General features: G+C 69.7%; 8 protein-coding genes and 1 pseudogene. 4 read left to right on the plus strand and 5 right to left on the minus strand.

The genetic code is table 11. The annotated features are described in order from the left end of the window. The 3 genes and pseudogenes from R6V09_RS31230 to R6V09_RS31240 form a co-directional block, all read left to right on the plus strand. Positions 1–429, plus strand: a pseudogene (locus R6V09_RS31230) (hypothetical protein); the annotation flags it as partial. Beyond that, the gene (locus R6V09_RS31235; protein WP_317884812.1) at positions 426–1,058 is read left to right on the plus strand and encodes a TetR/AcrR family transcriptional regulator; all 633 of its coding nucleotides are present in this window, start codon (positions 426–428) and stop codon (positions 1,056–1,058) included. The pseudogene R6V09_RS31230 and the gene R6V09_RS31235, both read left to right, overlap by 4 nt. Before the next feature lie 6 nt (positions 1,059–1,064). Beyond that, positions 1,065–1,274 carry a hypothetical protein gene (locus tag R6V09_RS31240; RefSeq protein ID WP_317884813.1) on the plus strand — a complete coding sequence of 70 codons (210 nt, stop codon included), beginning with the start codon at positions 1,065–1,067 and terminating at the stop codon, positions 1,272–1,274. A gap of 201 nt (positions 1,275–1,475) precedes the next feature. On the opposite strand, the gene R6V09_RS31245 is transcribed toward R6V09_RS31240, so the two are convergent. The 5 genes from R6V09_RS31245 to R6V09_RS31265 all read right to left on the minus strand — a co-directional run bounded on the left by R6V09_RS31245 (position 1,476) and on the right by R6V09_RS31265 (position 10,217). After that, positions 1,476–3,890: a galactose oxidase early set domain-containing protein gene (locus tag R6V09_RS31245; RefSeq protein ID WP_317884814.1), complete on the minus strand. Its 2,415-nt coding sequence runs from the start codon at positions 3,888–3,890 to the stop codon at positions 1,476–1,478. Next, positions 3,887–5,077, minus strand: coding sequence for a glycosyltransferase family 2 protein (locus R6V09_RS31250; RefSeq protein WP_317884815.1), 1,191 nt, complete (start codon positions 5,075–5,077; stop codon positions 3,887–3,889). The genes R6V09_RS31245 and R6V09_RS31250 overlap by 4 nt, the downstream gene beginning before the upstream one ends. Next, positions 5,074–6,723: an ArnT family glycosyltransferase gene (locus tag R6V09_RS31255; protein WP_317884816.1), complete on the minus strand. Its 1,650-nt coding sequence runs from the start codon at positions 6,721–6,723 to the stop codon at positions 5,074–5,076. The genes R6V09_RS31250 and R6V09_RS31255 overlap by 4 nt, the downstream gene beginning before the upstream one ends. Next, positions 6,720–7,988 carry a glycosyltransferase gene (locus tag R6V09_RS31260; protein WP_317884817.1) on the minus strand — a complete coding sequence of 423 codons (1,269 nt, stop codon included), beginning with the start codon at positions 7,986–7,988 and terminating at the stop codon, positions 6,720–6,722. The genes R6V09_RS31255 and R6V09_RS31260 overlap by 4 nt, the downstream gene beginning before the upstream one ends. Before the next feature lie 192 nt (positions 7,989–8,180). Next, a complete protein-coding gene (locus tag R6V09_RS31265) occupies positions 8,181–10,217 on the minus strand; it encodes a thioredoxin domain-containing protein (protein ID WP_317884818.1) in 2,037 nt (678 codons plus the stop codon). A 147-nt stretch (positions 10,218–10,364) separates the two neighbouring features. On the opposite strand from R6V09_RS31265, the gene R6V09_RS31270 reads away from it, so the two are divergent. Continuing rightward, the coding region (locus tag R6V09_RS31270) for a tetratricopeptide repeat protein (protein ID WP_317884819.1) at positions 10,365–12,828 on the plus strand (2,464 nt) is incomplete at its 3' end.

Raw genomic sequence — 12,828 nt, forward strand, 5'->3', positions numbered from 1 at the left:
CGGCTCTCGTCACCCGGCCGCACCTCGCACACCTCGGCCTGTTCCGCAGTTCCGTCGCTGACCTCCGACTACCCCGGTACGCCCCCCGCGCTCGGCATCGCCCTGCTCGGCAGCCTGCTCGCGAGCACCTTCCGCGACCGCCTCGACGTCACCGGCCTGCCCGCGAAGGCGGCGGACACCGCCGGGGAGTCGGTCGTAGCGGCACACATCGTGGCTCAGAAGACCGGCTCGGCCGACCTCATCTCCTCCGCGAACAGCGCGTACGTCCACGGCATGGGCCTGGTCCTGCTGGTGTGCGGCGCCGCGGCCCTCGTCACCGCCCTGCTGGCGGCGGCGTTCCTGCCGAACACCCCGGCCGCGCCCGCGGTGAAGGAGGAGGAAGACCCCGCCACAGCCGTGGCCGTCGCCCTGGCGGATGCCGGACAATGAACACCATGACGGCCGCACCCTCCCCCTTCAGCCCCGCCGACCGCCCTCAACTGGGCCTCCGCGAGCGCAAGAAGATCAAGACCCGCGAAGCGATCCGCACCGCGACGTACGCGCTCGTCAAGGAGCAGGGGTACGACGCGACCACGATCGAGCAGATCGCCGAGCGCGCGGAGGTGTCGCCGTCGACGGTCTTCCGCTACTTCCCCACCAAGGAGGACATCGTCCTCACGGACGAGTTCGACCCGATCATCATGGAGGAACTGCGGGCCCGGCCCACCGACGAACCGTGGCCGGTCACGCTTCGGTACGTGATGCAGAAGGCCATCAAGTACGGCATGAAGGAGGACGAGGAGATCTCCCGGCTCCGGACCCATCTGATGGTCCAGGTCCCGGCCGTACGCTCACGCATGATGGAGAGCATGTCGGTCACCGGCGACATGCTCTGCCAGGCCATCGCCGAGCGCACCGGCCGGGACCCGGAGAGCCTCGAAGTACGGGTCTCCGCGATGGCACTCATCGGCGCCCTGATGGAGACGTCCCTGTACTGGGCGGAACACGGCCACCGGGACGATTTCAAGGACCTGGTGGGCCGCACGCTGGATGTGCTGGAGCACGGGCTGTCCGAGTGAACCCGGGTGAATGTCCGGCACGTTCGTGACCTGAGCGAGCCGGCGGTCGAGAAGGAGGTCGTCGACATCGACGAGCACGGACGCCTGCGTGAACTTGAAGAGCAGGCCGAGGACGCCTGGCTGAACCGCTTGGCGGACGAAGCCGAGGCCGAGGGGCTTGATGGTTCCCTCTCCCTGGAGGAGATGACCGCCGTGCTCCGCTCGCGCGGCGCCTGATTCCGACGCGGTACGTCACACGGTTCGCAGCGCCCGCCCAGCGGGACCTGCTCAAGATTCCCCGGCCCGACGCCCTGCGCATCCTTCACCGGCTCACCGAGCTGCCGAAGTCCCTCGACGCGACGTCTGTCGAAACCTGTGAGCCCGGCGAGGGCGCGCACCCCAACAGGGTGGTGCCCTCGCCGAGTTCGTAGGCGACCGCTAGCCCTTCTTCTTCACGGTTTTCACGTCACCCTTCCCGCAAGCCACCCCATCCCTGTTCGGGTCGAGCCGCAGCGGGTCGTCCTTGCCGTTGACCTTCAGGCGGCCGTAGTCGTTCTGCTGGAGCCATGAACAACGGGCCGCAGTAGTCGACTTGACCTCCGCCGGGAAGACCGTCGGGACGCAGACGTTGATCGTGCCGTAGTGGCGGTCGCAGCCGGAGATGGTCACCGAGACCTTCTGCGAGGTCCGCTTCCTGCCGGGCTCTGTGACCTTGCCCTCCAGGGAGTCGGCGAAGGAGTGGACGTGGGCGGAGGCGGTGTCGGTGGTGAGCGCCGAAGGGCCTTGCAGATGGACCCACTTGGCCACCGACGGCACCCCGTTGGCGTCCACCGCGAAGAGCATGTACCAGCCGGGCGGCGCCAAGTCGGGGTTGCTCGTCACGTTCAGGTCGACCGTGTTGCCGTCCACGGACAGCGGCAGGTCCACGAACCGCTGGTTCGGGTCCGAGGAGTGCGTGACCGCCGCCGGCCGGATCAACTCCGCCTTGGCGATGGGCCGGTCGACGGTGATCGTCTGGGTGTCCCCGTACTCCCACTCGTTGTCGATCACCGAAGTGATCGTCGGCCGCGTGCCCTTGAGGAGATACGGCGGGGTATAGATCGACACGTTGTGGTTCCAGGTGCCGTTGCCCGGGTTGTCACCGGTCGACATCACCCGCCCGTCCGGCAGCAGGAACGAGGAGGAGTGGTAGCCGCGGGCCTCGGGATCGGCGGCCACCGGGTCGAACGTCGTGGTCGTGGGGTCGAAGATCGACGCCTCGTACACCGGGTTCGCGCGGTTGTGCAGGCCACCGCCCGTCTCCAGCACCGTGCCGTCCGGCAGCAGTACGGCGGACACGTACATCTTGCCCTGCGCGCCGGTCTCGGCCACCGGACCGTTCCCCAAGTCGACCGTCCCCTGCGGGATTTGGGGGCCGACCGTGTAAGTCGGGTTGGCCGCCTTGAGGTCGATGATGTCGGTCAGCCGGTTCGCGTCCGGGTTGGAGTCGATGTTGCCGCCGCCGATGGTGAGGACCTTCTGGTCCTGCGCCGGGGGCAGCAACACGCTTGCCGACTGGTCGCGTTGGTCCTTGTTCTGCAGCCCCGAGACCGAAGTGATCGTGTTGGCACCGTAGTCGTAGATCGCGCTGCCCGTCCCCGGGATGTTGTTCCCGAAGACATGGCTGCCCGTGTAGAAGAGCCGGCCGTCCTGCATCAGGACCATCGACGGGTACAGCCCCCAGTACGACCAGGTCTGGTTGACCTGCGACAACGGCAGCCACTTCTGCTGCGCGTCCGACCAGTACTCGGCCGTCACAGACCCCGTCGAGTCCTCGCGCAGCCCCCCGAAGGAGATGACGTCACCGTTGCCGAGCTCGGTCGCCGACGGATACCAGTGGCCGTCGTTCAGGTCGTTCGTCTTGCTGTACGTCTCGGTCACCGGGTCGAAGATGTACGAGTCCTTGTAGCCCTCGTACCCGTGCCCGCCCGCGACCGGGAACGCCTTGTTGCCGCTCAGCACCAGCACCCGGCCGTCCTGCAACTGGATGTGCCCCGAGCAGAACATGTCCTTCGGCGTCGGAATCACCTTGTACGTGCCCGCGACCGGGTCGTACACCGCACTCGTGAACGTCCCCGCGTCGAACTGCTCCTCACTGTTCCCGGAGCCCGCGATCAGCAGCACCTTGCCGTTGTTGAGGACGACGGAGTGCATCGAGCGGACGGGGTTCTGCGTCGGCAGCACGTCCCAACGGCCGTTAGCGCACTCCTCGGCGGTCGCCGTACAGGTCGCGGGCGGGAGCGTGTCGGGGACCTGGTCCATCGTGTAGTCGTCGGTGGTCGCGGACCCGGTGCCGTAGACCGAGACACCCCAGGTGATCCGGTCGGTACCGGCCGGGACCTCGGGCGTACGGACCGAGGCCTGGGTCCAACTCCCCTGCATCTCCAGGGTCTTGAGGTCGCTCCAGTACTGCCACCCGGCCGTCGCGTCGTGCCGGAACAGCGTGATGTTCGCGTCGGGTGTGGTCGTCTTGTACCAGAGCCCGAGGTCGTACTGCTTGCCCGCCGTCACCACCGGCGCGCAGGCCGTCGACTCGGTGATCAGCGCCTTGCGGTCGCCGTCCACGCGCCGGGTCACGTTGACCTTCATGGCCTTCGAACCGGAGTGCGCGTCCGAAGTCGTAGTGAAATCGAAGTCGTTGTCGCCCCAGCCGGACTTCTCCCAGCAGTACGGCATCCCGTCACTGCCCGCCGTCTCGAAGCCCGGGTTGAGGACGAGGTTCGCGGCCTCGGCGGACTGCGGCACGGCGAGCAGCAGTCCGGCGGTCAGCGTCCCCACTCCGAGGAACGCGGTTCTTCTGCGGTACTTGTTCACGCGGCTCTCCTGGATTCCGTACAACTCCCTTTGCGGCGCGGGAGATAGACCAGTGCCTCGGTGCCGACGAAGCGCAGGACGAACGTGGTGACCAGCGCGAGCGCGGTCGCCGACACAGCGCTCATGCCGAACCGGTGGACGAACAGGGCGATCAGCGGGATGCGCAGCACCAGGTCGGCGTTGGCGAGCAGCGCGAACCGGCCTGCCCGGTCCCACCAGTTGCGGTGCATCCGGCGGTCGCGGAACAGGAGGTGCTCGATGAGCAGGAAGTTCCAGGCCACGCCGAGCTGGTTGGCGAGGATCTCGGCGGGGACGTAGTGCATGCCCGTCTTGGTGAGCGCCCACAGGCCGACCAGGTTCGGCAGGAAGCCGGTGGCGCCGATCAGACCGAAGATCACCATGCGCGCGAACGGCGACGCCGTGCGCAGCCCGAGGAGATGGCGCAGGAAGCGAAAGCCTTCCCGCGCGGTCGACTTGGACTCGCCGGCGAAGCGGTCCTGGAAGACGAACGGCACCTCGGTGACCGTGCGAGGACGGCCGCGTACGGCGAGTTCGAGCAGGATCTTGTAGCCGAGCGGCTTGAGCGCCTCCGCCGTCACCGCGCTGCGGCGGATCGCGAAGAAGCCGCTCATCGGGTCGCTGATGCCCCGCAGTCGGCGCGGGAAGAGCGCCTTGGTGAGCCAGGTCGCCCCGCGGGAAACGGCGATGCGGTAGCCGCCGGCCAGTCCCTCGCGGCTGCCGCCCTTGATGTACCGCGAGGCGACGACGAGCCCGGCGTGCGACCGCTCGCCCGTGCCCACCAACTCCGGTACCAGGGACGGCGGATGCTGAAGATCGCCGTCCATGACGACGATCCAGTCGGACGACGCCCTCTTCATCCCCTCGACGACCGCGCCGCCGAGCCCGCCGACCGGTTCCTCCCGGTGCAGCACGGTCACCGGGAACGGGCAGTCCCGCGCCGCCTCGGAGATCACCTCGGGGGTGTCGTCGGTGGAGTCGTCGACGAAGACGACCTCGCAGGGCAGCCGGGTCGGCACGGATTCGGTGATCCGGTGCAGCAACTCCCGTATGTTTCCTGACTCGTTGAAGGTCGGTACGACGATGGTGACGGCACCCGGCTCGGCGATCTCCGCCGCGCGTACCGCAGGCTCGCCCAACTCCCCGGGGACAGTGGACTCTTGGCTCATTGCTGGGCTCCCACGGTCTCGGACTGGATCTGCCGGATCTCGATGCGGTCGTCGCCCGTGCCGAAGGTGGCGACCGGTGTGGAGTGCTCGATCGCCGCCTTGACGTTGGGCAGGTCGACCGCGTCGCGCCGTACCGTCGGGGAGGCCACCACGTAGTCGATGTCCCGCCAGCCGTTCGGCATCGTCTTGGTGACGGCGGGGTCGAGGTCGGCCTTGTAGAACCAGATGACCCCGAGCCCGGGCCGGTACCCGGCGTGCACCAGGTCCAGCCAGAGCGCGTCGTCGACGAGGACCCGGGTGTCCTTCGGGTCCTCGACCTCGGTGGACAGCCACTTGGAGGCCGCCCGGTAGGGGGCGTTGGCATCCGCGGTCACGGCGGTGTGGTCGCCGTCGTACCAGCGCGGTACGACATAGGCGCCGGCGGCGAGGGCGAGGACCACGGCGAGCGCGTACCGGCCCCCGGTGACGTACCGTCTCTCCCCCTCGCGCCGCCGTCTGCGCAGCACCGCGTGGGCGACCGAGGCGGTGCCTCCGGCGAGGACCAGGGCGAGGAAGGGCAGTGCACCGATGACGTACATGGCGGGCAGATAGCCGCCCGGCCGCAGGGCGACCGCGGCGAGGATCGCCACGGTCAGGGCCGGTCCGGCGAGCGAGCGGGCGGTGACCGACCAGCGCCAGGTGACCAGCAGGAGCAGCGCCCCGGCCAGGCCGCCCAGGGGCAGGACACGGTCGTAGTAGAGCCAGGAGTGGAGGACGCCGTAGGAGCCGGTGCCCTGGTCGAGGATGAAGCCCGAACCCGGTCTGGTCATCTGGTACTTGAGGCCGTCCCAGAGGGAGACATGGCCGCTGCCGGGCAGCAACTCGCCCTTGAGCAGGGCGAAGAGAGGGTACGCGAGGCCGATCAGGACGCAGGCGGTGATGGCCCCGGTGAGCGCGAACTTCCTCGTGTCCCGGTGTCCGTGCCGCCACATGGTGACCACCAACGCGGGCAGGATGACGACCATCGTCTCCTTGGTGAGGACCGAGGCGGCTGCCGCGAGACCGGCGCCAAAGTGGTGCCAGAGGTGGCGACTTGGGGACGCGGCCAGACAGAACGCGAGCAGCATCCACATCACGGCGATGTTGTCGAGGAAGATCTCCCGCTGGAGGATCACGGACAGCGGGGAGAGACCGAAGAGCAGCATGCCGAGGCCGGCCGCCCAGCGGGGCAGGGACAGTCGGCGGGCGAGGACGTAGACGAGGACCGCGCTGATCGCGCTGATCACCAGCATCGCGAGGCGCATGGTGCCGACGGTCATCGAGTCGGGGCTGAAGTGCGCGGGGATCCAGGTGAGCAGCGCGATCTGGATCCAGCCGAGCGGTGGATGGTCGTACCAGTAGGTGTAGTGGGCCAGGCCGTTGCCCTGTTGTACGGCCCAGGCCTGGGCGAGGTAGGTGCCCTCGTCGTCGCTGAGCGTCGGGTAGTCGGCGATGTTCCAGCCCTGCACGACGAGGATCGCGGTGAGGAGCAGGCCGCAGAGGAGCAGGTCGGGGCGGGAGGAGCGGAGGCGGCTCGGCGGGGTCGTTCGACCCGTCGAACCGGTTTCAGGCGCAGGCTGCCGCTGCGCGGGGACCGTGGTGGTCACCGCGGGAAGGGTGGAGGTCACGCAGGAACGTCCTCTCGGATCACTGCGGGTTCGGTGAGGTGCGCGCCGACATGGGAGGTCAACTCCCAGTCGTTTCGGCCACGTTGCTCACGCCACACTGCGCGGATCGCGGCTCCGGCCAGGAGAACCTGGTAGAAGGGGCCGCCCACGACGAGCTTCAGATAGTGGACGGCGCGGACGCGGAGTCCGTACTGCTTGCCGAAGTCGTGCAGTCCGACGACCTCGAAGACGAAGGTGACCGCGGCGGTGACAAGCGGCAGGAAAGTGAGGAAGGCGATGCCGACCGGCACCTCCAGGAACAGCGCGACCGCCGCGTTCAGCGGGATGATCACCCCGGAGAAGGCCTGCAGGAACGGCGTCATCAGCGTGTACCGGGCGAGCAACCGCTGCCCGAATCCCGGGAGTTGCTTCCAGTCCTTCTTCCGGTAGACCTGAAGGAAGCCCTGGTTCCAGCGGGTTCGCTGCTTCAGCAACGACATCAGCGAGCCCGGAGTCTCCTCCCGGGTCACCATGTCGGAGTCGTAGGCGACGACGACCTTCTTGCCGGCACTGGACAGCCGCACGCCCAAGTCGCAGTCCTCGGCAAGGCAGTTGGGGTCCCAGCCGTCGGCCTCGCGCAGGACGTCGGTCCGCACGAAGACGGTGTTGCCGCCCAGCGGGATGAACCCCTTCTGCGCGTGCAGATGCAGCCGGGACCGGAACCAGAAGAAGTACTCCAGGCAGTTGCGCAGGCTGTACCAGCTGGAGTGGAAGTTGATGAGCTGGACGCCCCCTTGGACGACGTCCGCCCCCGTCGTCCGGAACGCGTGGTCGACGTGGGCGAGCAGCTCCGGATGGACCTGGTCCTCGGCGTCGAAGACCCCGACGACATCGCCGCGGCAGTGCGGCAGCGCCGTGTTCATGGCCTTCGGCTTGTTCTTCTTCTCGTGCGTGTCGACGACGACACGGACACGCGGGTCGCGCTCGGCGGCACTGTTGGCCACCGCCGTGGTCTCGGGGTCGTCGTGCCCCACGATCACGATGATCTCGAAGTCGGTGTGGGTGGACTCCAGCAACCGCTGGATGGTGTGGTCCAGCACGGCCTGTTCGTGCCGGGCCGGCAGCAGCAACGAGAACGAGACGTGCTCGTCCCCGTCCGGGCTGCTGAATCGGGTGGAGGCGAGCACCTCGGGCGTACGCCACGCGTGCATCTGCCACCACAGAGTGAAGGCCGCCATCCAGAACAGGGCAAGCGAAACAGCAGCGATGAAGACAGACGTCAGCACAGCAGATCCCCCCAGATCCCAATCCCCCCGGCGCGACGGTGAGTTACCTCCGTCGCGTCACGGGGCCGAGACTATGGGCGGTCTGTGAAGCCGATTGGTGATTTCAGTGAAGAGCGTGTTTCCTCACCATCAGGCCGACACGTGGCCATTTCCCGCACTGGTCGCGTTTGGGACGGTTACGCCTCTGGCGTTTCACCTGCTCAGCGCGGTACGCAGCCGCTCCGGATCGGTCGTCGGCGCATCACAGGTGAAGTTACGGCAGACATACGCGGCCGGTCCGCCATCGATCAGCGGCCGGTCGGCAAGCAACGGGAGTTCGTCACTCTCCACGACCCCGAAGGCGACCACCGCACCGGGCGCGGTCCCCAGAAGTGCCGTACGGTGCAAGGCTTTTGCGGCTTCGTCACCGAGCGACGGCCCTACGACGGCCACCTCGCGCGGCCCGTCGAGATACGCCTCGGCGACCGCGAGCCCCCACCCGATGAACCGCGGCACCCGCGGCCCGAGCGCCTTCACGACCCCCAACGCCCGCTCGGCGGCGCTGCGATGGGGCTCGGCACCGGTCTGGGCGGCATAACCGAGCAGCGCACCGGCGGCTGCCGTCCAGCCGGACGGGGTGGCGTTGTCGGTCGGGTCCTGCGGCCGGCGGATGAGCCGCTCGGCATCGGCGGCGGTGTCGAAGAGCGCCCCCGACTCGTCCACGAACCCGGCGAGCACATGGTCGAGCAGGAACCCGGCGAACTCCAGCCACACCCCCTCCCCCGTGACCGACGCCAGCGCGAGGAAGCCCTCCGCGACATCGGCGTAGTCCTCCAACACCCCTGCGTTCGCGCCGACTTGACCGTCCTTGCTGGTGCGGGCCAGCTTGGCGTGCTCGTCCAGATGCAGCCGTACGAGGAGATCGGCGGCGGAGACGGCGGCCTCCACCAGGTCGGGGCGGTCGAAGTAGGCGCCGGTCTCGGCGAGCGCGGCGATCGCCAGCCCGTTCCAGGCGGCGACCACCTTGTCGTCACGGCCCGGGGCGGGACGCCCGGCACGCGCGGCGAGCAGCCGACTCCTGACCGTCTCGATCCTCCCGGCGTCGAACACGCCCTCACTCTGCGGCAGTTGGAGGACGGACTGCCCCTCCTCGAAGGTCCCTTCGTCCGTCACACCGAAGTACTGGGCTGCGAGCTCCGCGTCCGCCTCACCCAGGACCTCGGTGAGCTGCTCGGGCGTCCAGACGTAGTAGGCGCCCTCGACATGCCGACCGGTCCCGGTCCCGTCGTCGCTGTCGGCATCGAGCGCGGAGGCGAACCCGCCCTCGTTCGTGCGGAGTTCACGCACCAGGAAGTCGGCGGTCTCCACGGCGACCCGGCGGGCGAGTTCGGAGCCGGTGCTGCGCCACAGGTGCGCGTAGACGCGGCACAGCAGGGCGTTGTCGTAGAGCATCTTCTCGAAGTGCGGGACCACCCACTCGCGGTCGACGGAATACCGCGCGAAACCGCCGCCGAGCTGGTCGTAGATACCACCGCGCGCCATCCGCTCGCACGTGTCCCGCGCCATCTCCAGGGCACCTTCGGAACCGGTGCGGGCGTGGTGCCGCAGCAGGAACTCGATCGCCATGGACGGCGGGAACTTGGGCGCACCGCCGAATCCGCCGCGCTGCGGGTCGTACTCGCGGGTGAGCCCCAGCAGCGCCTGGGACAGCTCCTCCTTGCCGGGGGCCTCGGCGGAGCCGTAGTCGATCTCGCGCTGGGACAGGTCCCGCGTGATCTTCCCGGCGACCTCGGCGACCTCGTCCCGCCGGTCGGTCCAGGCGCTGCGCACCCCTTCGAGAACCTGCCGGAAGGAGGGCATGCCGTGCCGGGGCTCCGGCGGGAAGTAGGTGCCGAAGTAGAAGGGTTCGGCATCGGGCGTGAGAAACACGGTCATCGGCCAGCCGCCCTGCCCGGTCGCCGCCTGCACGGCCTCCATGTAGACGGCGTCGACGTCGGGGCGCTCTTCACGGTCGACCTTGATGCTGACGAAGTGGTCGTTGAGGTAGTCGGCGGTGGGCTGGTCCTCGAAGGACTCGTGAGCCATGACGTGACACCAGTGACAGCTGCTGTATCCGACGCTCAGCAGGACCGGTTTGTTCGTCCTCCTGGCCTCGTCGAACGCCTCTTCCGACCAGGGCCACCAGTCGACGGGGTTGTCGGCGTGCTGAAGCAGATAGGGGGAGGTCTCATGGGCCAGTCGGTTCGGCATGGACCCATCGTGCCCGACGGGCGGCGGAGGTCGTAGGACGGCCTGCCGCTGCCGCGCAGCGAACGGGTGATCGTCGCCCTCTCGCGCTCTCGCCTCCCCCGAAGGACACTCATAGGCCAGGGAGTTGCCGTCGGAGGGGGACGCGACATGCGGGACAGCCATCGGAGCGACGCCGAGCGGCTGTTGGCTCGGGCCGTGGAGGAGGAGGTGCGGCGTTCCGGCGGGCGCGTCGAGGGGCAGGTGCTGCTGGCGCGGTCCCGGGCCACGCTGGACGCCATGGCCCGGGCGGCGGAGGAGGAGTACGAGGCCTACACGGGGGCGCTCGACGAGGCGGCGGCCGGACAGCTCACCTTCAAGCAGCGGTACGCCAGGGAGGGTGGCGGAACTCCCTTGCTGGTGGCGGCCGTTGCCGCCGTCGGGGCCGTCGTGGCCGACCTGGCTCTCGGCACCGGTACCGGCACCGCGCTCGGCGCGGGTGTCACGGTCGGTGTCGTCGGCGCGGCGGCGACCGTCGTGAAGGTGACCGCCTCCCATCTGCCCGCCGCGCATCACCGTGCCGGTGCCGCGAGCCAGCCCGGCGGGCCTGAGCAGCTGCGGTTGCAGTGGCTGACGGCGCTGGAGGTGCGGGGTATCCGCCCGTTCCTGGACCAGCAGCGGGTGCTCGCCGCCGCCACCGGGCCGACGAAGAAGCCGGGGCCGCAGCTGCGCGGTACGGACAAGAGTGCGGCGGCCCGCAGACGGAGTGTGCTGGAGCAGTCCTTCGGTCAACTCCCGGAGCCGGTCGGGCTGTTCGCGGGCCGTCGGGCGGAGCTGGCCCGGATCCGGCAGTGGGTGCACGCGGCCCGCGCGAGCACGGAGACCCGGCCGACGGTGGTCGTCCTGCACGGCGCGCCCGGCTCGGGCCGTACCGCCCTCGCGGTGCGCGCCGCGCACGATCTGCGCGACCAGTTCCGCGGTGCCTGCGTGGTGGACCTGCGCGGCGACAGCCCGGGCGAACCCCCGCTGCCCACCCGCGACGCGCTGCTGCACCTGCTGAACCGGCTCGGCGCGCCCCGCGAGCAGCTTCTCTTCCGTGAACGCTCCTCCCCCGACCAACAGGTCAAGCGGCTGGGCGAGTTGTACCACCAGCACCTGACCGGCCTCCCGGTGACGATCGTCCTGGACGACGCCTCCGACCCCGGGCAGGTGGCCACCCTGGTCCCCGAGCGCTCGGACAGCCTGGTCGTGGTCACCGCCCGCAAGCCTCTCGACCTGCCCGCCGAACTGTCCGCCTGGGTCCACCAGTTGCCGGTGGACGCGCTGGACGCGGCGGGCGCGGAGGAGTTGCTCGGTGCGGCGGCGCAGGACGGTTCGGGGCCGTACGACGCCGAATCCGACGAGCGGATCAGGGAGTTGTGCGGCGGACTGCCGCTGGCGCTGCGGATCGCCGGCTCGTCCCTCGGCCCGCGTTCACCGCGCCAACTGGCCACGGATCTCGGCGCGTACGGCCCGGTCGAGCCGGTCGAGCGGGTGCTGTGGCTGCGCTACACCGACCAGTCGGAGCAGGCCCGTCGGTTGCTGCGCCGGCTGGCGCTGGCCGGCCGGGCCTCGCTGGGCGCGGCGGCAGCCGCCTCCCTGCTGGCCACGGACGAGACGGAGGCCACCCGCCACCTGGTCGCGCTCTCCCGCGCGGGCCTCATCGACCACGTCCGCGGCACCCGCTACCGCCTCCACGACCTGGTCCGCGCCTTCGCCCAGGCCCGCCTCCTCGACGAGGAGGAGTCCTCGGAACGTACGGCCGCGCAGGAACGGCTGATCGTGAACTACGCCGAACTCGCCGACTCAGTACTGCGGTTGGTCGACGGCAACATGTCGACGCGCTCGGACCGCTTCGGCCCGCACGGCTTCACCTCGCTCGACGAGGCGCTGCGCTGGCTGGACGACGAGTCCAGTTTCATCACCTCGACGCTGCGGCACGCGGAGGGCGTCGACCAGGGCGCCGTACTGAATCTGCTCGGCGCGCTGTGCGACTACTGCCTGCTGCGCGGCGACCTCTACCGCCTGGGCGAGATCAGCGAGTTGGCGCAGGCCGTCGACCAGGGGCTCCTTGTCCGCTCGGTGCAGTGGCGCACGGGTATCGCGGCCCGGCAGCTCGGCGAACTCGACAAGGCGCGCACCACTCTCACCTCCGTCGTCGACCTCTACATGGAGGCCCACCACGACGCCGGCGCCGCCCGCGCCCTGTGCTCCCTCGGCATCACCCTGCACCACCAGGGCAACCTCACCGAGGCGGCGGCGAAACTCCGCGAGGCCCTCGACCTCCAGGCCGCCCCGCAGCTGGCCACGGACCGCGCCTGGACCATGCACGCCCTGGCCGCCGTGGAACGCGACCGGGCCCGACTCCCCGAGGCCATGCGGCTGTTGACCGAGTCCCTGGTCCTGCACCACGCGGGCGAGTCCGTGCACGGCGAGGCCTGGGCCCACTTCCAGCTCGGCCAACTCGGCCTGCGCATGGGCGACAGCCCCCGCGCCGAGCACGAACTGACCACCGCCCTCGGCCTCTACGGCCGTACCCGCGACGCCCGCGGCGAGGCCTGGGCGCTGACCCAGCTGGCCCGGGCCCGGCTGGTCG

It is taken from the genome of Streptomyces sp. W16 (assembly GCF_033194735.1).
In the GTDB taxonomy this organism is placed as follows: domain Bacteria; phylum Actinomycetota; class Actinomycetes; order Streptomycetales; family Streptomycetaceae; genus Streptomyces.